The sequence below is a fragment of the Erythrobacter sp. NAP1 genome, assembly GCF_000152865.1.
Classification (GTDB): domain Bacteria; phylum Pseudomonadota; class Alphaproteobacteria; order Sphingomonadales; family Sphingomonadaceae; genus Erythrobacter.
In genome coordinates this window covers 2,849,315-2,872,745 of record NZ_CH672390.1, presented here as the reverse complement: position 1 = coordinate 2,872,745, position 23,431 = coordinate 2,849,315, and the positions used below count along the sequence as shown (strand labels likewise).

20 protein-coding genes are annotated in these 23,431 nt (G+C 61.9%); 6 read left to right on the top strand and 14 right to left on the bottom strand.

Annotated features, from left to right (window positions below; all coding sequences use genetic code 11):
• Positions 1–4: 4 nt before the first annotated feature.
• Together NAP1_RS13790 and ppk2 are read right to left on the bottom strand one after the other, a co-directional pair.
• Positions 5–922, bottom strand: coding sequence for an SPFH domain-containing protein (locus NAP1_RS13790; protein WP_007165933.1), 918 nt, complete (start codon positions 920–922; stop codon positions 5–7).
• A gap of 65 nt (positions 923–987) precedes the next feature.
• On the bottom strand, positions 988–1,764 hold the full coding sequence (ppk2, locus tag NAP1_RS13785; protein WP_007165932.1) for a polyphosphate kinase 2: 777 nt from the start codon (positions 1,762–1,764) through the stop codon (positions 988–990).
• A gap of 56 nt (positions 1,765–1,820) precedes the next feature.
• Here ppk2 and phhA point away from each other — a divergent pair, with 56 nt between their 5' ends.
• A complete protein-coding gene (gene phhA, locus NAP1_RS13780; protein WP_007165931.1) occupies positions 1,821–2,759 on the top strand; it encodes a phenylalanine 4-monooxygenase in 939 nt (312 codons plus the stop codon).
• On the opposite strand, the gene NAP1_RS13775 is transcribed toward phhA, so the two are convergent.
• The 4 genes from NAP1_RS13775 to NAP1_RS13760 all read right to left on the bottom strand — a co-directional run bounded on the left by NAP1_RS13775 (position 2,756) and on the right by NAP1_RS13760 (position 8,175).
• A complete protein-coding gene (locus tag NAP1_RS13775) occupies positions 2,756–3,013 on the bottom strand; it encodes a hypothetical protein (protein WP_156777282.1) in 258 nt (85 codons plus the stop codon). The genes phhA and NAP1_RS13775 overlap by 4 nt on opposite strands.
• Positions 3,014–3,031: 18 nt before the next feature.
• Positions 3,032–3,889, bottom strand: a complete 858-nt coding sequence (locus tag NAP1_RS13770) for an undecaprenyl-diphosphate phosphatase (RefSeq protein ID WP_007165929.1) — start codon at positions 3,887–3,889, stop codon at positions 3,032–3,034.
• 63 nt (positions 3,890–3,952) lie between these two features.
• Complete coding sequence (locus NAP1_RS13765) at positions 3,953–6,124, bottom strand: M13 family metallopeptidase (protein WP_007165928.1); 2,172 nt, start codon at positions 6,122–6,124, stop codon at positions 3,953–3,955.
• Between the two features lie 224 nt (positions 6,125–6,348).
• Complete coding sequence (locus NAP1_RS13760; protein WP_007165927.1) at positions 6,349–8,175, bottom strand: ABC transporter transmembrane domain-containing protein; 1,827 nt, start codon at positions 8,173–8,175, stop codon at positions 6,349–6,351.
• Between the two features lie 194 nt (positions 8,176–8,369).
• On the opposite strand from NAP1_RS13760, the gene NAP1_RS13755 reads away from it, so the two are divergent.
• On the top strand, positions 8,370–9,605 hold the full coding sequence (locus tag NAP1_RS13755) for a polyhydroxyalkanoate depolymerase (RefSeq protein WP_007165926.1): 1,236 nt from the start codon (positions 8,370–8,372) through the stop codon (positions 9,603–9,605).
• 16 nt (positions 9,606–9,621) lie between these two features.
• On the opposite strand, the gene NAP1_RS13750 is transcribed toward NAP1_RS13755, so the two are convergent.
• Positions 9,622–11,511, bottom strand: a complete 1,890-nt coding sequence (locus NAP1_RS13750) for a TonB-dependent siderophore receptor (RefSeq protein WP_007165925.1) — start codon at positions 11,509–11,511, stop codon at positions 9,622–9,624.
• Positions 11,512–11,649: 138 nt separating this feature from the next.
• On the opposite strand from NAP1_RS13750, the gene NAP1_RS13745 reads away from it, so the two are divergent.
• A complete protein-coding gene (locus NAP1_RS13745; RefSeq protein ID WP_007165924.1) occupies positions 11,650–13,764 on the top strand; it encodes a PQQ-dependent sugar dehydrogenase in 2,115 nt (704 codons plus the stop codon).
• Positions 13,761–14,768 carry a nitronate monooxygenase family protein gene (locus NAP1_RS13740; RefSeq protein WP_007165923.1) on the top strand — a complete coding sequence of 336 codons (1,008 nt, stop codon included), beginning with the start codon at positions 13,761–13,763 and terminating at the stop codon, positions 14,766–14,768. The genes NAP1_RS13745 and NAP1_RS13740 overlap by 4 nt, the downstream gene beginning before the upstream one ends.
• A gap of 9 nt (positions 14,769–14,777) precedes the next feature.
• Here NAP1_RS13740 and NAP1_RS13735 read toward each other — a convergent pair whose 3' ends face one another.
• From NAP1_RS13735 to NAP1_RS13705, 7 genes are all read right to left on the bottom strand, one after another.
• Positions 14,778–15,221 (bottom strand): hypothetical protein, encoded by a 444-nt coding sequence (locus NAP1_RS13735; protein WP_007165922.1) that lies wholly within the window; start codon positions 15,219–15,221, stop codon positions 14,778–14,780.
• Positions 15,218–16,180 carry a DUF5996 family protein gene (locus tag NAP1_RS13730; RefSeq protein ID WP_007165921.1) on the bottom strand — a complete coding sequence of 321 codons (963 nt, stop codon included), beginning with the start codon at positions 16,178–16,180 and terminating at the stop codon, positions 15,218–15,220. The genes NAP1_RS13735 and NAP1_RS13730 overlap by 4 nt, the downstream gene beginning before the upstream one ends.
• Before the next feature lie 17 nt (positions 16,181–16,197).
• Complete coding sequence (locus tag NAP1_RS13725) at positions 16,198–17,379, bottom strand: acetyl-CoA C-acyltransferase (protein ID WP_007165920.1); 1,182 nt, start codon at positions 17,377–17,379, stop codon at positions 16,198–16,200.
• Positions 17,380–17,483: 104 nt separating this feature from the next.
• On the bottom strand, positions 17,484–17,933 hold the full coding sequence (locus NAP1_RS13720) for a MaoC family dehydratase (protein WP_007165919.1): 450 nt from the start codon (positions 17,931–17,933) through the stop codon (positions 17,484–17,486).
• A 104-nt stretch (positions 17,934–18,037) separates the two neighbouring features.
• Entirely contained in the window at positions 18,038–19,135 is a 1,098-nt protein-coding gene (locus NAP1_RS13715) for an acyltransferase (RefSeq protein ID WP_007165918.1), read from the bottom strand.
• Positions 19,132–20,514, bottom strand: a complete 1,383-nt coding sequence (locus tag NAP1_RS13710) for a DUF5935 domain-containing protein (RefSeq protein WP_007165917.1) — start codon at positions 20,512–20,514, stop codon at positions 19,132–19,134. The genes NAP1_RS13715 and NAP1_RS13710 overlap by 4 nt, the downstream gene beginning before the upstream one ends.
• Positions 20,511–20,714 carry a hypothetical protein gene (locus NAP1_RS13705; RefSeq protein ID WP_007165916.1) on the bottom strand — a complete coding sequence of 68 codons (204 nt, stop codon included), beginning with the start codon at positions 20,712–20,714 and terminating at the stop codon, positions 20,511–20,513. The genes NAP1_RS13710 and NAP1_RS13705 overlap by 4 nt, the downstream gene beginning before the upstream one ends.
• Positions 20,715–20,758: 44 nt before the next feature.
• Between NAP1_RS13705 and NAP1_RS13700 the strand changes: the two genes are divergently transcribed.
• Positions 20,759–22,048 carry a TIGR04063 family PEP-CTERM/XrtA system glycosyltransferase gene (locus NAP1_RS13700; protein ID WP_007165915.1) on the top strand — a complete coding sequence of 430 codons (1,290 nt, stop codon included), beginning with the start codon at positions 20,759–20,761 and terminating at the stop codon, positions 22,046–22,048.
• A 21-nt stretch (positions 22,049–22,069) separates the two neighbouring features.
• Complete coding sequence (locus tag NAP1_RS16075) at positions 22,070–23,200, top strand: hypothetical protein (RefSeq protein WP_156777281.1); 1,131 nt, start codon at positions 22,070–22,072, stop codon at positions 23,198–23,200.
• Positions 23,201–23,431 lie beyond the last annotated feature (231 nt).

Below are 23,431 nucleotides of genomic sequence, written 5' to 3'. Positions count from 1 at the left end.
CGCGTTACTGGTAGAGCGTTCCGGTGTTGACGACCGGATGCGCCTCGCGGTCGCCGCACAGGACCACCATGAGGTTCGAGACCATCGCCGCCTTGCGCTCTTCGTCGAGCTCGACAACGCCGTCCTTCGAAAGCTTTTCGAGCGCGTCTTCAACCATCGAGACTGCCCCGATCACCACTTTCTTACGTGCAGCGATCACCGCATCGGCCTGCTGGCGGCGCAGCATCGCTCCGGCGATTTCCGAGGCATAGGCAAGGTGGGTAAGACCCGCCTCGTCGACGTCGATCCCGGCTACCTCGAGCCGTTCATTGAGCTCGGTGCGCAGCTCGGAGTTCACGACATCGGCGCTGCCGCGCAGCGTTGTTTCGTCTTCGTCGGACATATCATCATAGGGGTGACGTGCGCCCACGGTGCGAAGTCCCGCTTCGATCTGGATGTTCACGAACTCCTTGTAATCGTCGACGTCGAACACTGCCTGCGCGGTATCCTTGACGCGCCACACGACGTTGCAGGCGACCTCGATCGGGTTGCCGCGCAGGTCGTTGATCTTGACCTTGTCGGAGTGAATGTTGATCGCACGAACGCTGACCTTCTTGCGCATCATCCAGGGCCAGACCCAGTGAAGCCCTTCCTTGCGCACGGTGCCGCGATATTCGCCGAACATGGTGATGACGGCTGACTGGTTTGGCTGGATCATGAAAAAGCCGAGCGCGACAAATGTCAAAGCGAGGCCGCCGCCAACGAGACTGGTGACCACCATGTCGGGCACGGGCATCGCGGCGATCAGCAGCATAGGAATGATCAGCGTCGCGAAGAGCACGACCAGCATGACGTATCCATTGTAGCTGCTGGCTTTGCTTTCGGCGCTGGGCACGCGAGGCGCTTCGGCCGGAGCCGAATGGGGGGATGGGATGTCGGACATGCAAAGGCCTCCTGTTGATTGCGATATAATTATGATATCGTATTTATATCGCCAAGGGCCTTTTGTCAATCAATCGGGAAGTCCTCGATCGGCTCAAGCACGGCGTAGCTTTCCTGTTCCGGCTCGCGGCCAAGTTCGGGAACGTCGATTGCCGGAGGCTCGCAATAGGTATCGGGCAGACGGTCGAGCAGGTCGCGGATCAGCGTCAGCCGCCCGCGCTTCTGGTCATTGAAGTCAACGAGCGTCCACGGCGCGTTGTCCGTATGCGTCGCGCGCAGCATCGCCTCGCGCGCATTGGTGTAGGCATCGTATTTCTCGCGCGCGGCCAGATCGACGGGCGAAAGCTTCCAGCGCTTGAGCGGGTCTTCCAGCCGCTCGCGCAGCCGCTCCTCCTGCTTGTCCTGATCGGTTGTCAGCCAGTACTTGAAGAGCAGGATACCATCGTCGGTGAGCATCTTCTCAAAGACCGGAGCCGCTTCGAGAAACGCCTCGGCTTCCTCCTCGGTGCAGTAGCCCATCACGCGTTCGACGCCGGCACGGTTGTACCAGGACCGGTCAAACAGAACGATTTCGCCTGTCGTCGGAAGGTGATCGACATAGCGTTGGAAATACCACTGGCCGCGCTCGTCATCGGTCGGCTTGCCCAACGCAACGGTGCGGCATTGGCGCGGGTTCAATTTGTCGCGAACAGCCCGGATCGCCCCGCCCTTGCCCGCCGTATCGCGACCTTCGAAGATCACGACGATGCGCTGTCCCGCCACCCTCGCCCAGCGCGCCATAGCAACCAGCTCTTCGGTCATGGGCTCTAGCAGATTGCGGTATTCCTTGCCCTTCAGGCCCATAGGTTTCCTCGCCTCGGTTGTTGTTACAAGGCGGTGGTAGTATCATATGCGACATTATGGCTACCCTCGCTGACCCGGAAACCGATTTTACCCGCCTGCCCGAGCTATCGGACGAGGTTTTCACCGCGCCTTTGCGCCGTCCGGCTCATCTCGGCGAAGACTGGCTGGAGCCGGAGCAAGCGCACTATTCAAGCGACGACCACGCAATCTGGGACGAGCTTTTCGCGCGCCAGATGGATGTGCTCCCGGGCCGCGCGGCGAGCGCATTCATGGCGGGCCTCGACAAGCTCGACCTCTCGCGCGGCGGCATTCCCGAGTTCGGCCAGCTTTCGGAAGAACTGGACAAGCTGACGGGGTGGAGCGTCGTCCCGGTGCCGATGCTGATCCCGGATCACGTATTCTTCTGGCACCTTGCAAACCGCCGTTTCCCGGCAGGCAACTTCATCCGCACGCGCGAAACGTTCGACTACATTCAGGAGCCTGACGTATTCCACGATGTCTTCGGCCACGTCCCGATGCTGACCGACCCGGTCTATGCCGATTACATGCAGGAATATGGCCGCGCCGGGTGGAAGGCGATGCGCTACAACCGGCTGAAAGCGCTGGGGGCGCTTTACTGGTACACCGTTGAATTCGGGCTGATCGAGGAAGATGACGGCATCAAGGCCTATGGCGCCGGTATCCTGTCCGGCCCGACTGAGGCGAAGTTCGCCGTCGAAGCCGAGAGCCCCAACCGCATCATGCTAAACGTCGATCGCGTTATGCGCACCGATTACGTCATCAGCGACCTGCAACCGACCTATTTCGTAATCGAGAGCTTCGAGGACCTCTACCGACAGACGGTGGAGCGCGATTTCGACCGGCTGTATCGCAGCCTTGGTCCCAACTTCACCTATGCCAATTCGGCGATCATCGACGTCGACAATGTGGTGAAACGCGGGACGCAGGAATACTGGCTGCGCGGTGGCCGGGGTTCAGGCGCCAAAGCGGTTTAAACTTCAGCGTTTCGCCGCAAGTAATAGTGATAGCCGCCAAGCGCCGCCGCGCTTGCAAGGATCGCAGCGCCTGCCCCGATCCAGCCGAGGCTGCCCAGAAACGTCCCGCTGTTCGCCAAAAGGCCCACGACCAGGCTTACCACCAGACCAATGCCGATCTGCCTCAAGATTGCGCCGCGCTCTTCGGTGCGGGCGATGATCGAGGCGAACCAGCCGGCAAGCACTCCGATGATGAACAGCAATATGAGCGCCATGGCGTCGAAATCCTCCAACTAGAAGAAGTATAGCAGCGCGCAGCCCATCGCCACCCGGTAGAGCACAAAAACCAGCATTGAGGCGCGTTTGAGAAAGTTCATCAGGAACGCCATCGTCAGAAAGGCCGAAATAAAGGTCAGCACCCCGGCGATCAGCGCGTCGAACGCCAGCTCGGTCCCAGCCTCGAAAATCTCGGGCACGATCAGCACACCCGCCCCCGCGACTGCCGGGATCGAGAGAAGAAACGAAAAACGCGCCGCTTCCACCCGCTTGAAGCCAAGGAACCGCGCCGCCGTCATGGTGACTCCTGAACGCGAAGTGCCCGGAATGATCGCAAGCGCCTGAGCAATCCCGACCAAGAGGCCATCGCGCCAGGTCATGTCCTCGAACACCTTCACTTCCTTGCCCAGCCAGTCGGCGAGGCCAAGCAGCACGCCGTAAAAGATCAGGTTGAATGCGATGAGGTCAGTGAAGCGGATCGAGCTCATCAAGTCGTCGTCGACGATCTCGATCCCGAACATCGAAGTCGCGAAATCGTTGAACAAGCCAAGCTTGATCGACAGCCCGAACGCAACGGCGGGGATGGTGCCGAGCACGATCCACCACAAGAGGCGCTTCTCTGCGGGCGCTTCGGGCCGGTCTGCGCCGATCCCGATTGTCGCAAAGCCTCCGCGCGCAAGGACCACCACATCCTTGAAGAAGTAGACCATGATCGCGAGCAACGACCCCACATGAACCGCCACGTCGATCAGCGGACCCTGATCGGAAAAGTCGGTGAGATAGGGGATCAGAATCAGGTGCCCCGACGAGGAAATCGGCAGGAACTCGGTGATCCCCTGAACTACCGCGATGATGAGAAGCTGCAAAAACGTCATGACCCGCACTCCATGGATGAAGCGCGGGCCATGTCAATTTGCGAAAGGGCTGTGCGCCCAGTTTTACCAGATCTTCACGCGCTTTTCGGGCGGCAGGTAAAGCTCGTCATCCTCGGAGACGTTAAACGCTTCGTACCATGCATCGGTGTGACGCACCGCATTGTTGAGGCGGAATTCACCCGGAGGGTGGTTCGCGGTCATGACGCGGTTGCGCAGGCTCTCCTCGCGCTCCATCCCGCGCCAGATCTGCGCGTAACCAAGGAAGAAACGCTGGTCGCCGGTCAGGCCGTCAATCACCGGAGCTTCCTCGCCATTGAGGCTCATCTTGTAAGCGCGGTAGGCCATCTGCAGGCCGACCACGTCGCCAAGCGTTTCGCCCATCGACTGACCGGCGCGAAGGCATTCAGGGCCTTCCGAACCTTCGACCGGGCAATATGCCTCGATGAATTCTCCCATGGCGCGGGTGAACTTGACGAAGCCTTCGCGGTCCTCGTCCTGCCACCAATTGCGCAAGGTGCCGGTTGCATCGAATTGCGAACCCTGGTCGTCGTAGCCATGGCCGATCTCGTGACCGATCACCGCGCCGATGCCGCCATAGTTCACCGCCGGATCTGCTTCGGCGTTGAAGAAAGGCGGCTGAAGGATCGCAGCGGGGAAGACGATGCGGTTGGTGAGCGGCGAATAATACGCGTTCACCGTCTGCGGCGTCATGCCCCATTCGGTCGGGTCGACCTCGGTGCCGAGGCGCGAGCGCGAATCCTCATCGTTCCACTTGGCAGTCGCCATGCGGTTGGCGAGCGGATCGTCAGCGACGATGGTGAGGCCGTCATAGGTCTCGAATTCGTCGGGATAGCCGATCATCGGAACGAAGCCGTTGAGCTTCTCGCGCGCCTGCTCGATGGTTGCAGCGGTCATCCACTGGTTGTCGTCGAGGGCCGCGTTCATGGCTTTGCCGAGATTGGCGACAAGCTCGTCCATCCGGGCCTTGCTGGTCTCGGGGAAGTGCTTTTCGACATAGAGCGCACCAAGCTGTTCGCCGAGCGAGCCTTCGACCACCGAGATCGCGCGCTTCCAGCGCTCCTGCTGCTCTTCCCGGCCGCTGATGGTGCGCCCGTAGAAGTCGAACACCGCCTCATCGAGCTCGCTCGAGAGGACCGCGGCGTTGTTGCCGAGGAACTGTGCGGCCATGAAAGCCTTGAGCGTGGCGAGCGGCGTCTCGGTCAGAAGCTTCATCATCGCCGGCAGGCCGCCGCCGATCATGGTGCGCTGCTCATCGGTCAGCTCGGCTGCTTTGAGCTCTTCCTCGGTCGGCGGAATCTGAGCGGCAAGGAAGCGCGGCTGGCCTTCAAGCTGAGCCGAGGCAAGCAGCGTGTCGATCGGGAAGTCGCCCGCGTAACCGGCAAGGTCTTCAGGCGAAAGCTCGTTATAGGTCAGCGTCGGCTTGCGAAAAATCTGACGCGCCCACTCGATTTCGGCGACCTTCGCTTCGAAAGCATAGACCGCTTCGGCGGCGGCGACGGGGTCGGCATAGCCGGCCTGGCCAAGCACGGTTGCGAGCAGCGCCTTGTACTTCTCGCGGATTTCGAGATTGCTCTCGCTGTCGACGAGGTAATAGTCACGGTCGGGAAGGCCCATGCCGTCAAAGCCGATACCGACGACATATTGCGTCGGGTTGCGCGCATCAATGGTGACGCCAGCGCTCACCAGCGAAGGATAGCCCGGCTTGCCGAAGAGAGCGGTCAGGGCTTCGAGATCCTCGGCTCCGAAGATTTCCTGCAAGTAGGGCTGTGCGGGTGCGAGGCCGCTTGCGTCGATAGCCTCGACATCCATGAAGGCGTTGTAAGCGTTGACGATACGGCGCGCTTGCGTGCCCTCGGCCGGATTCGAAGCGACCAGAGTGTTCACCAGTTCGCGGACATCGTTGATCGAGCCTTCGCGAAGCATGTCGAACGCGCCATAACGCTGGCGGTCGGCGGGGATTTCGTTGGCCGCGATCCACTTGCCGTTGACGTAGGCATTGAAGTCATCGCCCGGATCGACGTTCTGGTCGATGGTCTGAAGGCCGACACCCCAGGTTCCGAAGTCCATGGTCGGCGCGCTGCTTTCGCTCGCGGAAGCGTCTTCATGCGCCTCGATCAGGACGTGTTCGGCATGGCCTTCGTCATGGGCAAGAGCCGCGCTTGAAAGCGCGAATGTAGCGGTGGATGCAAGCAGGAGCTTGGCTGTGCGGATCATAACAGTCCCCGTTGGTCAAAATTGTTCAGTTGTTCCCCGGACGCTCGTCTAGCGCATCTCGCGCATCAAGGATGCATCTCGTCGCCGCGAGGCCGCGCTTTGTCGAAAGTTTGCTCGAACTCACGGCGCCGCAGGCGTTGCAAGCGCGACTGCGCGGCCGAGCTTACGCGAGGAAGCCAAGCGGGCCGGATGGCCCGCGCCCGGCGTCTGAGGGCGAAAATATATTACGCGGCTTCGGCGGCGAACTGGAGCGACGCCAGCCGAGCATAAAGCCCGCCAGCGGCGGTCAGCTCTGCATGCGTGCCTTGCTCTGCGATTTCGCCATTATCGAGCACGATAATCCGATCGGCAGCGCGCACGGTCGCAAGGCGGTGGGCGATGACCAGAGTCGTGCGATCCTTCATCAGCTCGTCCAGTGCCTGCTGCACAAGCTGCTCGCTTTCAGCGTCCAGCGCGCTGGTGGCTTCGTCGAGCAACAAGATCGGCGCATCGCGAAGCAGCGCGCGAGCGATGGCGACGCGCTGGCGCTGGCCGCCAGATAGCTGCGTGCCGCCTTCGCCGAGATAAGTGTCGAGGCCGGCTGGCAGCGCTTTCAGGAACTCATGCGCGTTGGCCGCGCGTGCGGCTTCCCAGATTTCCTCTTCGCTCGCATCCCAGCGGCCATAGCGAAGGTTGTCGCGAGCATCCGCGCTGAAAAGTACGCCGTCCTGCGGGACGAAGGCAATCCGATCGCGAATCTCGGCAGGGTCCGCCTTGGTGAGCGGGACCCCGTCGAGCCGGATTGTGCCGACCTGCGGGTCATAAAATCGCTCGACCAGCTGGAAAAGGGTCGACTTGCCCGCGCCGGACGGTCCGACGATGGCGACCGTTTCGCCCGGTTCGATCTCGAGGCTGAAATTCTTGAGGGCCGGCGTCTCTGGCCTTGCGGGATAGCGGAAAGTCACATTGCGGAACGAGAGCGAACCGCGCGGCGGCACGGGCAGGCTTTCGGGCCGCGCCGGAGCTGCGATAGCGGGCCGTGCTTCGAGCAATTCTGCCAGTCGGCTTGCCGCGCCTGCTCCGCGCAAAAGGTCTCCATAGACTTCCGTAAGCGATCCAAACGCGCCCGCGACAAGGCCGCCCGTCAGTACGAACGCGGCGATTGTGCCGCCGCTGATAGCGCCTTCCGACACGGCAAGCGCGCCGCGCCACATAACCAGCGTGATACCGCCGAAAATCAGCAGAATGACAATCGAGGTCATTCCTGCGCGAAGGGCGATGCGTTTTTTCGCGGTGTCGAATGTCCGTTCGACCACGCCGCCGAAGCGGTCACCCTCGCGTTTTTCCTGGCCGAAGCTCTGGACCACTTTCATCGCAGAAAGCACTTCGGTGACGTAAGCGCCCACATCGGCAACCCTGTCTTGGCTCGAGCGCGAGACGCTGCGGATCTTGCGGCCGAAGAAAACGATCGGTGCAATCACCAGCGGAATGCCGATCAAAAGGCCCAGCGTCAGCGTCGGCGCAAGATAGAGCAGCAGCGCGATCCCGCCGATACCGGTCAGCGTGTTGCGCAAGGCGACCGAGACCGTCGTGCCCACGACCGTCTCGATGATCGCGGTGTCCGATGTCATGCGGCTCGAAATTTCCTTGGGACTGTTCTCTTCATAGAAACCGGGCGACAGGCGCAGCAGGTTTTGCTGAACTTTAAGGCGAATATCGGCGACCACGCGCTCACCAATCCAGCTTACGAAATAGAACCGCGCCGCCGTACCGATTCCGAGGATCACGACGATCATAAGCAAGTACTGAAACGCGTGCGCGATCTCTTCGGGGCCGGCCGTGCCGCCAAATGCATCGTCAATGATGACCTTGAAGCGCCACGGAATAGCCAGCGTCGCAAGCGCGGTGACAGTCAGCGCCGCAAGCGCGTAGCCGATCTGTGCAGGGTATTTGCCCGCCTCGCGATAGACCATGCGCAATGGCGCGAGCGAGCGCGATTTCTTCGTCGCGGCTGCGTTGTCGACGTCGCCTGCGACTTCATCGGACGAGATTTCGGATACTTCCCCGCTCATAGCTGGCCCCATCTAGCCACCCATCCAGCAAATTTCACGTGCAAAAAGCACATGAGAGCGCCTCGCGCTGCTGGATTCAGACTAATTGTGCATTGCACCATTAGCGGGTAAGGCCCATCTCACACACCGATAGCACAGCTGCGGGCTCAGAACGCGCGGCAGGCCTTTCCCGAAGGCCGCAACAGGGAACGCACATGCTTTACCAAGCCTACGAACTGCAACGCAGCTGGATGAATTCGGTGAGTTCGCTCGCCTCGATGAGCTCAGAAATGCTGGCGAGCCCGGCCAATCCGATGAGCTATTGGGGCATCGGCGGTATCGCGGCTAACGCACTCGACGTGTTGGCCCATGCGACGGCTCATTATGGCAAGCCCGCTTTCGGCATCACCGAGGTCGATGTCGACGGAAAGACTATGTCGGTGATCGAAGCAACCGTGCTCAACCGACCGTTCGGTGACCTGAAGCGGTTCCGCCTCGACGGCGTCGACGACAAGCGACCCAAACTGCTGATCGTTGCCCCGATGAGCGGGCACTACGCGACCCTGCTGCGCGGCACGGTCAAACGGATGCTCCAGAAATACGAGGTCTACATCACCGACTGGGCGGACGCGAAGACGGTGCCGCTGCATGAAGGGCACTTCGACCTCGACACCTATATCGACTACCTCACCGAGTTCCTCGAATATATCGAGCAGGTCGAACCGGGTCAGCGCCCGCACATGCTTGCCGTGTGCCAGCCGAGCGTGCCAGCTTTCGCGACCACCGCGCTCCTCAATCAGCACAAGTCGCCCGCGACCCCCAAGACGCTTACGATGATGGGCGGCCCGATCGACACACGCGAAAGCCCGACTTCCGTCAACGACCACGCCATGAATCGCCCGATCGAGTGGTTCCGCACCTCGGTCATCGCACGTGTGCCGATGCAATATCGCGGTGCGGGCCGGATGGTCTATCCCGGCTTCATGCAGTTGAACGCGTTCATGAGCATGAACCTGCAAAGCCACATGATGAGCCATTGGGAGATGTTCAAACACCTCACCGCAGGCGATGACGAGAGCGCGCAGGCGACCAAGAGCTTCTACGACGAATATCGCGCCGTGTGCGACATGACCGCAGAGTTCTACCTCCAGACGGTCGAGGAAGTGTTCCAGAAGCACTCGATCCCCAACGGCACGTTTGAGCACAAGGGCGAGATCGTCGACCTGACCCAGATCACCGACACCGCTTTGCTCGCGATCGAGGGTGAACGCGACGACATTTCGGGCCTCGGCCAGACCAAGGCTGCGCTCAAGCTTGCAACTGGGCTAAGCGAAGACAAGAAGCGCTATTACATGGCCGAGGGTGCCGGGCATTACGGAATCTTCAACGGCAGCCGCTGGCGCACCAAGGTGGCCCCGGTTGTCGAGGAATTCATCGAAGCGCACGGCTGATAAGCGCCGCGGTGGTTCAGAACCGCGTTCGCACCCCGACGAACACATTTCGACCCGGCTCTGGAAAACCGACCGTCCGCTCGAAATCGCTATCGGTCAGGTTTCGCAGCGCGCCGAAGATCGCGACGTTCTTATTGGCTTGCCATTCTGCGTCGAGCGCCAGCGTCTCGAAGCCCGGATTGCGCAGCAAGCCGGTCGGCACTGACGCATCGTTGAAGCTGCTTGAAAACTCCCCGTTGAGCGTGATCGCAAGGGTGCTCAATGCCTGCCAGCGGATGGCAAGTCGCCCGGTCCAGTCAGGCCGGAAACGCAGCTGAGCGCCGTCGGCACTGCTCGTTGTCTGGTAAGTGAGGGCCGCGCGCGCACTCACTTCTCCCATCTGCAAAGTGCCCGCCGCTTCGAAGCCGTCGATCTCGACGCGGCTACGATTGACGTTGGTGAAGAGCTCGGGCTCGAAATCGACGAGGTTGCGGTAGGTCGCGTTGAAGTAGGCAGCCGTCAGCGACCAGCCTTCGCCATTGGGGGTGAGTTCGACCCCCGCGTCGAAAGTCTCGCTGCGTTCATCTTCAAGGTCGGGATTGGCAATCAGCGGGAAGCCGAGCGCGAACAGGCTGGGCCGCTTGAAACCGCGCGCGTAGTTGGCAAACAGTCGCGTGCCAGTTTCGGCAACTGGCACGCTTGCGCCGATACGCGGCGTCCAGCGGGCCGAGGCATCTTCGGGCCAATCGACGCGAAGGCCCCCGCTCAGTTCCACCCCCGATCCGGGCGCAATAGTGACCGTTGTGAACACGCCGGGCATGTCGCGCTCGATCGTGAAGGCGGTGGGGATCAGCACGCCGAAATCGAGCGAGCCAGTGCTCTCTCCATCTTCACGCGTGAAACTGGTGCCGACCTCGAGCGAGAGCCAGTCAGCCGGGCGATGCGTGAGGCTCGCCACCGCCTCATACCGCTCAAGCTGGCTGTCCGAAACGATCGGCGGCACGCCGTCAAGCGCGCCGGGCGCGATGCCGGGCGCGTCGGTTTCAAGGTCGCTTTGCGAGTAGCCGAGCCTCAACTGCGCGGTGAGATCGGGCGCAAGCGCGGCAGCAAGCGTGCCTCCCACTGCAATCTGTTGCCTCTCGCGGGTCTCAAGTTCGCCAATGACAGCAAGCTGGGGTCCGCCGCTGTCTTCGGGAAAGCCCTCGCTTTCGCTTCCCGCGATGACGGCGAACAGGTCGAAGCTGACAGTCGCGCCAAGGTCGGGCGAGGCCGTGGCAGCAATCGAGTAACGCTCGCTCGTAGTGCCCGGCACAAAATCGTCGCTGTCGAGAAAACCGCCAGCAATGCCGAATGAGCCCGCATCGCCTTCTACGCCCAGTGATCCACCGAACCTGTAGCGCCCCTCGCTCCCGATACCGGCATGCGCCGAAGCGCCGCTGCCGAGCGGTCCGACATCCAGCGCGATGACGCCTGACAGGGCATCGGCGCCGTACGCGGTCGATTGCGGGCCTGAGACGACCGCGATGCGCTGCACGATCTCAGGGTCGATCAGCGAGAAATCGAGCCCGCCGCCGCTCGAATTGAGCGGATCGTCGACCCGCACTCCGTTGATCGTCACCAGTGCAAAATTGGGCTCGCCGCCGCGGATGGAGACGTAGGAGCCTGCCCCCGGCCCGCCCTTATCGAACGCGACGACACCGGGAAGCAGCGACAGGTCTTCGGTGACCGAAACTACCCCGCGCACGCCCGGACGATCCTCATCGAGCAACTTTGCGCTCGTTGCCGCATCGCTCGCCGGATCGGCAAGATTGGCCTCGACGAGGATTGCGGGCGCCTCTTCCTGCGCCTGGGCTGAGACCGGCAGCGCAAACGATAGGGCAGCAAAAACGCCGCATCGCCGGGCTGGCGTGAATAAAGTCAAAGTCATGGTTTCGGAGGAATCTTGCAGAAAGGGGGTTGGCAGACGTGTCGTTTGTCGATTCACAGTTAGGCGAATTGTTACGAAAACACGGTTAACAGTGCAGCCTCACCAGCGCACCTTCGCTTCGCGCATTGAAGGGTATTTATGCAAAGAATTCTCGGAATAGCGATCAGCGTGGTCATCGCAGGTCTGGCGCTGGGCGCGGGCTATGCGCTGGTGGACGTGACGCACGCGCTCATCCGCCTCGCGCTGCCGCTTCCCGAAGTCGAGCTTTCGGGAGACGATCTCGCCAACACGGTGACTTATCTGATGGTGGCGAGCCTTGTCGTCTTTTCGCTGGTCGCTGTTTTTGCAAAACAGGGAGTGTTTGAAACCGCTCGGCGCACGGCCGCTCAGGTCTATGCGTGGGGCACGGCGTGGGGCGCAGGATCCCTGACGCTGTTCCTCATGAGCGCGAGCGTCTTCCCGCATCGCCTGCTCGTGGGCGCGTTTCTGGTTGGCGTCGTGCTTTTCGTTGCCGGTTATGCCGTGTTCGGCGGCAACCGCGAGAAGGGCATCATCGGGCGCCTTGGCGAAGTTATCGTCGCGCTCTTCACCTCGCTCAAGAACCCGCTCGCATGGCTGGCGATCCTCGTCACCATCGCTCCGCTCGCAGCAGCGGTTGCCTATGTCGTGAGCCAGGAGTTCCGCGATGCGGTCGCGGAATTTCGCGTACAGCAGAACGTCTCGGTCGACGGTGACTGGATCACTGTGCCGGTCAACACGCAGACCCAGTTGCTTCAGCCGATCATGATCCGCATGGTTCCGGGCGAACCCGGCCAAATGGTCGTGCTCGAGCGCGCTGGACGCCTCTACCGCATCGGCTATCCTGACAACGGCACCAAGGAATTGCTCGTCGATTTCGCCGATCAGGTGGGCGAGGTGAACCTCGAAAACGGTGCGATGGGTTTTGATTTCGACCCGCGCTTTGGCGAGGAAGGTCGCAGTTTTCTCTACGCCTATTTCACCAGCTTCGAGACAGACGCTCAGACCAACTACCTAGCGCGCTTCGATCTTGGCGCGGGCGATCCCGAAGCCGTGCTTGCAAGCCAGCAGAACCTGATCGAGATCGGCCGCCCGCCCACGCAGTATCACAATGGCGGGCATGTCGAGGTCGGCCCTGACGACATGCTCTACATCGCCATTGGCGAGCTCGACATGGCGGACAGCCATCAGACCATCGACACGACGCTTGCAGGTGGCATCCTCAGGATCGACGTGCTCAATCAGGGTGGCGACGTCTCAGGCCCGATCCTGCGCCAGCCGGAAAACGGAGCATCGCGCGGCTATTCGATACCGCTCGACAATCCCTTCGCCGGGCGCGAGGACGCCTTGGGAGAATTTTACGCCATCGGTCTTCGCAATCCCTTCCGCTTCGCCTTCGACCCGGCCAACGGTTCGATCTGGGCAGGCGAGGTCGGCTCGACCGTGTGGGAGGAAGTCAACGTCATCGAGAAGGGCATGAACTACCAGTTCCCCTTCATCGAAGGCCGCGAAGACACCACCTTCGCGCCGCCGCCGGTCATCCACGGCCAGCAGAAAGGCCCTGCTTTTACTTATCGCCACACCGCCTATGATCGTTCGGTCATCGGCGGGATCGTCTATCGCGGGTCGCGCTGGCCCACCCTCGATGGCAAATATTTGTTTGGCGACAATTACTCGGGCAAGTTCTGGGCGATGCCTGCCGTCGATGAAGTCACCGAAGAGGTCGAGGTGCTGGGGCAGGCTGACAAATATGCGCAGCGCGGCTTCACCTCGATGATCCAGACGCCTGATGATCGCATCCTCATCACGGTGATGGGCTCCTCCTCCTCGCCAAACGGGGCCATCGTCGAACTGGTGCGCAAGGATGCGGGCGCGCAGGCCAGCATTGGCGGCGGTGGGCAAGCCGCGGCGGCAGAGGCTGTCCCACTCACAGAGCTTGAAATCCGTCAAAGCTACGTCACCAATTGCGCGCGTTGCCACGGCGAGAACGGCTATGGCGACGGACCGGACGCCGCAGCATTGTTGGAAAATGCAGGCGCGGCACCGATCAGTTTCCATTCGGACGAATTCGCAACGCGCAGCCGCGACCATGTTCGCCTTGCCATTTCGGGCGGCGGCGAAGCGGTCGGGATGAGCTACGCCATGCCTCCATGGGAGGGAGTGCTGGTCGAGGAAGAGATCGATGCGCTAACCGATTACATCATGGCCATGCGCGAGAATGAGAGTGCGCAATGAGCACTCGGCTGAGCGAGAGCCGGTTTGCCAAAAGGTTCGGCCTCACCACCCCGATTGCGCTTGCCCCAATGGCATTCGCGACCGGAGGATCGCTGGCCGCCGCTTGCGCAAAGGCAGGAGCGCTCGCGCTGATCGGCGGGAGTTACGGCGATCTCGACTGGACGAGCCGCGAATACGGGGCAGCCGAAGATGAGCTGGCGGGCGATGCAACCGCCCTGGCGAAATTGGGCTGCGGGTTCATCACCTGGAAGCTGGACGAGGACGCCTCCGCGCTCGATTGGGTGCTCGAGCGTCCGGCAAAGCCTGCCGCTATCATGCTCTCTTTCGGTGACCCGACCGCGATTGCGAGGCGGATCACCGATGCCAGTGTACCTCTGATCTGCCAGATCCAGACGATCGCGCAACTGCCCGAAGCCGTCGACGCTGGCGCGAATGTAATCGTCGCGCAAGGCGGTGAGGCTGGCGGGCATGGCATGAACGCCCTCGACGGTCGCGGCACGTTCACGCTCGTGCCCGAAATTGCGGACTGGCTTGCAGGTCATGCGCCACACGTTCAACTGCTCGCTGCCGGTGGCGTAGCGGATGGTCGCGGCCTGGCCGCTGCGCTCATGCTTGGTGCAGACGGTGCGCTTGTCGGGTCGCGCTTATGGGCAACGCGGGAATCGCTTGCTCCCGATGCGGCGATTGCGGAGGCGGTCAACGCGTGCGGCGACGGTTCAGCCCGCTCGAAAGTGTTCGACATCCTGCGCGAGAAAAATTGGCCTGCCCACTTCGATTTCCGCGCTCTGAGAAACGCGATCCACCGCGAGTGGGAGGGCCGCATCAAAGAGCTTGCCGCTGACCCCGCTGCCGCAGTTGCACGCTACAAAGAAGGCGTTGCAACCGGCGACTATTCGCGAGCGCACGTAACTGTAGGCGAAAGCACCGGCCTTATCCGCAGTAATGCCAGCGCCGCCGAAGTCATAGCCGTGATCGACGAAGAGGCGCAGCGGCTTCTTGGATAGGAGCAGCGCCTATGCGCGGCTACGCGGCGGGACCATCAGGCGCTGGATCAGTGCAAAGACTGCCCGGTAAAACAGATAAAGCAGCGCGGCGATGAATGCCGGCATGAGGACCGCATCAAATTGCAGCCTCCCCAACCAGAAAACCCGGTCCCACAATGGGCCGGCGATGAGCAGGTGAACTGCAACCGCTAACAGGATACCGAGGGTCGACGCGGGGAGCTCGGGCAAGCGCGCAAACCGGCCAAGCGCCCATGCAGCGACGCGCGCAATCGCGAACAACGTCAGGAACGATGCGACAGTAAACCCCAGCCAGGCTATCGGAGCCTGAGCAAAGACCGATCCTGGACGCGAGATATGGTCCCAGTAATCAAACGCGCTAGACACAAGCAGGATCACGAACAGCCAGACCCAGTGCGATGCGACAAGGCGAGCACGGTCGCGGCCTCCGGTCATCCGCGCATATCCCTCAGTTTGGCAACATCATAGGGCCGTCCCAATCGTCCGCCGGGTATCTCCAGCGCGGCCCTGTCCCAGCCTGCGCGCTCCGCGATTGCCTCGTAGGTCTCATGCAGGAAACCAATCAGCGCCTTGTCCGGGTCATCGGCCATCGCAACTGCCGCATAGGGCAGGATGAACTCGCCAAGCTGCGCATCCCAGTATGCGCCATCGGTTTCCAGTGAAGCTTCCGCAATGCCATCAGGGGTGGGATATCCGTAGGCGTAGAAAGCCGCTTCCTCGATCCCACCGCCGCCTAACCAGAAACCGGCGCTGGCGACCTCGTGGCTATAGGCTTCGCGCGTGGCACGGTCAGGCAGGTTGGGAACACCGCCCGGGTGGAGCGGGGCTTCTTTCCCGGAGAAGCGCGTGACGGCCAAGTCGAAGCTGCCCCAGAAGAGATGGCTTGGACTGGACTTGCCGACGAAGAAGCTGCGGAAGTGCGTGAAGACCCGGTCGGCGCTGCGGAAAGCGGCGTGGAAGCGGCGCAGTGCGCCCTCGTCCCATTTGCGCGGGCGGTCATCGGATTGGAAAGGGACTGCGGGGTCGACCTCATTGGGCGAGCCGCCAATGTCCGGCGCGATCCCAGCGCGCCTTAGAAGCCCCGTTAGGCTCTGAAAAAGCTCGGCGACCGTCTGCCCATGGAGCGCAACCGAGCCTCGGAATCCCGCGGAGGTTTCGAGCACTACCTCGCTTGCGAGGCAATCGAACAGCAATTCCGCTTCGTGATCGCCGACGGCTACCGGGTAGGTGCGAAAGCCGCGCGGCGTCACGCGAAGGGCAAGCTGCCACCCATGATTGGTCCATACCCGCGCACGGGTGGGAAGCTTGCCGATAATCTGCAGATAGGCGTGGCACGTCTCGATCATCGCCTTGTCGGCTGCGTAATCGAGAACAGGCCAGCGCCCATCTGTCATCAGGGTCAACCCCTTGCTTAGAAGACCTCGAACAGGCCAGCTGCGCCCATGCCGCCGCCGACGCACATCGTGACGACGACATATTTCGCACCGCGGCGCTTGCCTTCGATCAGCGCGTGGCCGGTGCAGCGTGCGCCGGTCATGCCATAAGGGTGGCCGATCGAGATCGAGCCGCCATTGACGTTGAGGATGTCGTTATCGATGCCGAGCTTGTCGCGGCAGTAGAGCACCTGCACCGCAAACGCCTCGTTCAGTTCCCAAAGGCCGATATCGTCCATCTTGAGGCCGGTCTGCTTGAGCAGCTTGGGAATGGCGAAGACCGGGCCGATGCCCATTTCGTCAGGCTCGGTTCCGGCAACAGCCATGCCGACATAACGGCCAAGCGGCTGAAGACCCTTCTGCTCGGCAAGCTTGGCTTCCATCAAAACGCTTGCCGAAGAACCGTCGGAAAGCTGCGAGGCGTTGCCCGCAGTGATGACCTTGTCCGGGCCCATCACCGGGTTGAGGCTCTGGAGGCCTTCAAGCGTGGTCGAGGGGCGGTTGCCTTCGTCCTTGGTGATGGTGGTTTCGACCTGCGAGATTTCGCCGGTTTCCTTGTCCTTGACCATCATGGTGGTGCTGACGGGCACGATCTCGTCGTCGAACTTGCCCGCTTCCTGAGCTGCTGCGGTGCGCATCTGCGACTGGAGCGCGTATTCGTCCTGCGCTTCGCGGCTGATATTGTAGCGCGCAGCAACCGTCTCTGCGGTGCCGAGCATCGGCATGTAGACGTCCTTGTGCATCGCGATCAGCGAGGGGTCGGGAGCGACGCGCATTTCGGGCGTCTGGACCATCGAGATCGAGTCCTGACCGCCGCCGACGACCACATTCATATTGTCGACCACGATCTGCTTGGCAGCCGTCGCAATTGCCATCAGGCCCGAGGAACACTGACGGTCGATCGTCTGGGCAGCCACCGTCACCGGAGCGCCGCCGCGAAGTGCGACCTGGCGACCGATATTGCCGGCCTGCGTGCCTTGCGTGAGGACAGCGCCCCAAACGACATCGTCGATCTCGCCGGCGTCGATACCGGCGCGCTCAACGGCAGGAGCGAAGGAAAGCGAACCGAGCGTTGCGCCCGGCGTGGCGTTGAAGCCGCCCTTGTAAGCACGGCCAATCGGCGTGCGAGCGGTGGAGACGATGACTGCATCGCGTGACATGAGAGGTATCCTTTCAAACGTGTGGGTCCGTCCCCGTCTTCACAAGATGGAGACTGAATAGGTCAAAAGCGCGTCAGATTTTCTTCGCGCGCTGAAAGTGGGCTTCAGACGAAGTAGAGAGTGATCCACTCGCAGATCAGAGCAGGCGTTTCCTCGCCCTCGATCTCCATCGTCACTTCGCAGGTCTGCTGCCACTGGCCGGGGCGCTTTTCGACCATTTCGGTGAGCTTCCAGTGGCCACGAATGCGCTTTCCTGCACGCACGGGCGAGAGGAAACGGCATTTGTTGCCGCCATAGTTCACGCCCATCTTCACGCCGTCGAGCTTGGGCGTGTCGCTGTTCGCGCCAAGGTAAGGCATCATCGAAAGTGTGAGGAAGCCGTGCGCGATGGTCCCGCCGAACGGGGTCATCTTGGCCTTTTCTTCGTCGATATGAATGAACTGGTGGTCACCGGTCGCATCGGCAAACTGGTTGATGCGTTCCTGGCTCATCTCGACCCAGTCACTGGTGCCGATGGTTTCGCCAACTTTGGCTGCGAGATCCTGCGGGGTCATTTGGCTCTCCCTTTTGAGTGTTGAGTCCCTAAATCCGCGCGCGGTTTGGGCGACAAACGCCGCGAGGGCAAGCCCCCGGCACTCGGACGTAGCGTGCCCTAACGTCAGGCGGACTTGAGAAGCAGGGGAGTACGCTGATTAAGCCATTTCTGCGCCGGTTTCTCGAATCCGGCAAAGAGCGCTGCGGAGACGGCAAGAACGAGCGCGCCATAGACGGCAAGGCCGATCCAGCCGATCTGGAGATCGCTGCCGACAAAGGCCAGTTTGAAAACCACGAACAGAAGATAGTGCGAAAGGTACGTCGCATAGCTCCAGTCGCCGAGTTTAACGAGCGGGCCCGATCCCAGAACGCGGGCGGGAATGCCGCCATCAAGTGCGAGCGCGAGCAGCAGGCTTGCAAAGCAGGCCGGAACCCATAGCGTTTCGGGAAGGCCAAGTGCGAGCCCCGCGATGGCTAGCGCGGCGCTGACCGCGAAAGGTATCGCGCCGCCACGTCCCGCATCGCGCATCTGCCGCCAAATCTGTGCAAGCGCGATCCCCATGGTGAACTCGGCAAGGCAGCGTACGAGGCCGGTGCGCGGTATGTCGTCGTCCAGGATCGCGTATCCGAGCCCTGCGAACCAGGCGTGCAGACACAAAGCCATCGCTCCCAGCGCCGCAATCAGCGACGGAAGCCCAAGCCGCTCCCATCGGACTGCGAGGATGAGCGCGGGAAACGCAAGATAAGCCGCAAACTCGGCGCTGATCGACCAGGCGGGCGGGTTCCATGCAAGCTCACTCGTAAACCCCCAGTTCTGGATCAGCAGAACGTGAAGTGGCAACTCTGCCAACGGATAGTTGCCGGTGGGGCGGCCTGTCAGCGCGAGCATGAGCGCCAGCATCGCAAAGCCTGACAGAACCAGCGCGTGAAGCGGCCAGACGCGCGCAAATCGCTTCCACAGGAACGGGCGGGTCTGCGCCCAGCCTTGGGTTCGGAACTTCTCGCCATAGCTTAGCCACATAACGAAGCCTGAGAGCATGAAGAAGAAATCGACCGCGAGATAACCCTTGGAGAACACCGCGATGGCTTCGCCCGGTAGGATCGCGGTGAGGCTGAGGCGGATGTGGTAGAGCACCACGAACCACGCCGCGAGCCCGCGCAAACCCGTCAGCTGGTCAAGCTGCAGACGCGATTTTGAAACGGGCGATCCGGCAACGCTCATATAGCCTCGCTCGGTTTGCCGATCGTCGGACGCGCGCGGCGCGATACAGGGCGCGCGGTCGCAGCTTCAACGGGCTCTTCGCATTGCTTGAGGTAACTCGACAATCCGATCTGGAAGGCGAGCAAAAGCAGCATCGGCGGGGTGTAGGCGATGCCTGTAAAGAGCGCGCCGACGAGATAGATGATCTGCGCCTGCGCCAAGGCTGAGGCCAGTGGCGCCTGCCATTGCTTGTCCGGTCCCACGCGTCCCTTCCATCGTTTGCGGATGCGCGCCATCGAGACAAGGCCGGTGATCTGGATCAGGCTCCACAGGATAAGGCCGGGATAGCCTTGCTCGCCCAGAACCTCGAAAATCGCCGAGTGATAGGCACGCGCCTCATCGACCACGTCCTGATAGGTGACCGAGGTTGTGCCGCCCGCAGTCTCTTCCACGCGCATGCGGTATTCGAACGAATTGCCGCGATAGGCGTCGAACCCGCCGCCCCACGGATTCTCGGCAGCGTAATCGAGCGTCCAGCTCCACACCGCGACGCGGGTCGAGGCGCTCTGGTCCTGCTCGAACTCGGTGATCGTGCCCATGCGCTCGGTAAAGCTGGCGGGCAGGAACGGGATCGCCGCGATCATCGCAATCGCGCCAAGCCCAGCGAAGAGCACCTTGTTCTTCACATGCCGGAAGGTGAGCAGCAGCAGCACCGCAAAACAGACAAGCCCCGTGCGCGCTTCGGTGCCGACAGGGATCAGGATGCAGGCGAAAATGAAGGCATAGCCGAACAGCTTCACGCGCCAGTCGGGCGGAAAGATCGTACCATGCCGCGTGAACCAGTGGATCGCGGGGATGATCGCGATCGCCATGCAGGCTAGGACGCTGGTCTCATAGATGCCGGAATTATCGTTCACGATCAGCATGCGGGTCTCGTATCCGCCGCCGCCGAAGACGACCTTGATCCCGCCGCCGACGATGATGACCGCCATCGACAGGAGCATGGTTAGAAGCGCGCCTTCGATCCGCAGCCGCGTAGTCAGCGTCAGCGGCAGGAAGATGGCGAACAGCATCGCCTTCCACACCCAGTCCCACTTGGTCGCAGCGTTTTCGGGAAAGTCGGCAAAGCCCGTCGTCCACCAGCAGTAAAGCAGAAACAGCAGCATCAGCCCCTGTCTGCCGGTGAAGCGCGCGCCCTTCTTGCTGTCGAGCGCGAGCCAGCCTCCGAACGCCGCCGCGAACGCAATCAGCGACACCGACAGCGATGTGATCAGCGAATAGCCGATGCGCTGAGGGGCGAGGATGTCGATATAGATATAGAGCAGCACCCAAAGGAACGGGCGCTTGATGCCGAGCACCAGCACATATCCGATAAAGGCGATAAGGAAGAGATCGATCATTTCGGGCCCGACCCGTCCTTCATCTGCGCACGCCGGCGCGCATTGCGGCTCGCCGCGCTGCCCTCCTCGCGCGCCGCCTCGGCCTTTTCGTCCAGTTCCCTGAGACGCGGATCGACGTCGGTTTCCTCGCGCAACACCAGCCGAAGCAAGGCGAGCGCCAACAGGCCGTGGCCCAGCGCGAGTGCGAAATAGTCAATCATGGCAAGGATCGCCGTACAGGAGCGCGGTTGACGGCCCGTTAAGCATGGTTGCGCTATTTGCCTTTCCCATGACGCGCGTCCTCCACGTCCTCGACCACTCGCTGCCGCTGCATTCCGGCTACACCTTCCGCACGCGTGCAATCCTGAAAGCTCAGGAAGCGCTGGGGCTGGAAGTCCGTGGCCTGACCTCGCAGCGTCACAACGCCGAGGCTGAATGGGAGAATGAGGAGGAAGAGTTCGACGGGCTGACCTTCCACCGCACGCTGGGCGTTTCGACAGGGCCCATGCTGGTGCGCGAATTCCGAGAAATGGCTGCAACGAGCGACGCGATCCGCGAACTGGCGCAGGATTGGCGCCCGGACATCATTCACGCTCATTCCCCGGCGCTCAATGGCGGCGCTGCGCTGAGAGCCGCGCGCAGCCTTGGCGTCCCGCTCGTCTATGAAATCCGCGCGTTTTGGGAAGATGCAGCGGTCGGCAATCGCACAGGCAAGGAAGGGTCGGCAAAGTATCGCCTGACGCGCAGCCTCGAAACGCAGGTCGCAGCGCGCGCTGATGCGGTGTTCACGATCTGCAACGGTCTGCGCGACGATCTCGTGGCCCGCGGCATTCCGGGCGGCAAAATCGGCGTGATGCCCAACGGCGTCGATCTCACCTTGTTTGGTGAACCGGTCCCTCGTGACAATGCATTAGCGACCGAGCTCGGCATTAACGACAGTGCGCCCGTGATCGGCTATATCGGCAGCTTTTACGACTATGAGGGCATCGACGACCTGATCGCAGCCATGCCGATCCTGCGACGCTCGCATCCCGGCGCTCGGCTGCTTTTGGTTGGCGCTGGCGAGATGGAAGGCGAATGGCGCGAAGCTGTCACAAAGCTGCCGGAGCCCGAAGCCGTTATCTTCGCAGGCCGCGTCCCGCATGACGAGGTCGAGCGTTATTACTCGCTGATTGATGTGCTGGCCTATCCGCGCAAAGCCTCGCGCCTCACCGATCTCGTTACCCCGCTCAAACCGCTGGAGGCCATGGCGCAGCGCCGCCTTGTTGCTGCCTCCAACGTAGGTGGCCATCGCGAACTCATCACACATGGCGAGACGGGTTTCCTGTTTGCTCCCGACGAACCGGCGTCTTGCGCACGGGCCCTCGGCGATCTGCTTGATGCACGAAGCGAATGGGACGCGCTGCGTGCAAATGGATTGGACCATGTCCGTTCGCGTCATGACTGGCACGCAAATGCGCGGCGTTATCTTGACGTTTACCATCTCTTGTTAACCCGAATTGACGGCGAAGTCGGTTCGGGTCCGCTTTCGCCAGAACAGGGATTACGGGCGTAGCGAGAACGATCGATGCGCCCCATGCGAAGAGAAGCACAAAAGGGCGCCATGCGACTGAGCCAGATCAAAGAAGCCAAGCCGAGCAAACGGCGCAAGGCTGCCACCTCCAAGCGACCCTTCGCGGGCGTCGCGGCTCACAAGGCATTCATTCCGATCGTCACGATCTGGGGCGCCGCTTTGTTCGGCCTGATCATGGTCGTCCTGCCGCAGGGGATGATCGACAAGCTCGGGACACTTTCTGGCGGATTGGTCGCAGGATTGGTCGCGCGCATCGTGCTTGCCGCAGCCGCAGCAGTGATCGGCGGCGTGCTTGGCTACGGCGTCTCATCCACGCTCCATTCTCGCGCCGCCAAACCGGCAGCAAGCCGCGGCGTGTACTCGGCATATCATGCTAGCCGCACGCGCCCCATCGACCCGGCAGCCGACCTTGGCAGTGAAAGCCTCGATGCGCCGCTCGACGCGGATTTCTCCGATCCCGAAGAGGCTGAAGCCGGCGAGGGTGGGCAAGCGTACAATGGCGCGCCCCGAGGTGAAACGCTCGGTGAATTGGCGCAGCGCGGCTACGACATCGAAGGCCCCGAAGACGAAGCTCCGAAAGCCAATGCGCTCTTCACTCACGGGCAGTACAAGCAGGCGCTGATCGAATGCTGCGAAGGCGCTTCGTGCGAGGCAGCAGCTGTAGACGAGTCTTCCAAATCACCGCTCGTCGAAAAGCCAGAGCGCAGTACGCAATCAGACAAGCCGCGCGAACTCGACCTTGCCGAATTTGCTGAGCTTCCGGGCCGAAATGCAGTTTGGGTCGTGGAGGAAGGCGCCAAAGCGCCCGCCGCAAAGCCCAAACCCGTTCCGGCCTCTGCGCTCGACAAACTGCGCGAGCGGCCAACCGACGAACTCAGCCTTGTCGAAATGGTCGAACGGTTTGCTGGCGCCCTGCATCAGCATCAGGAAAGCGAGCGCGAGCGTCAGTCCGGACACGCGCCGGGCCGCGATGCAGCGCTGGCCGAAGCGCTCAAGGCGCTGACGATGTTCACTGAGAGCGGCTTTGACACACAAGCTGCCGCTCCCGCAAAGCCGGGCGACCAGCTCGGCCAGACCGAGCGCGATCTGCGCGACGCGCTCGCCAAGTTGCAGACTCTTCGCGGCGCAGCATAAGCGCGGCAAAGGCTCGACGGGGCGCTGCCACCCAACCCGCTGAGAATCGGCAAAATCGCTGAAAGCGACTCGCAAAAGCCACATTGACGCAACGTCATTAAAGCCTGCCTTTGCATCCTTGTAATATTCCTTCGCTTTTCGCGGTTGCAAAACGGCATATCCGCCTGCATTAGAGTCGGCCAACGATGCGCGGCTGCGGCCAAAAACCGTGAGCGCGCGTATTTCTGGTCG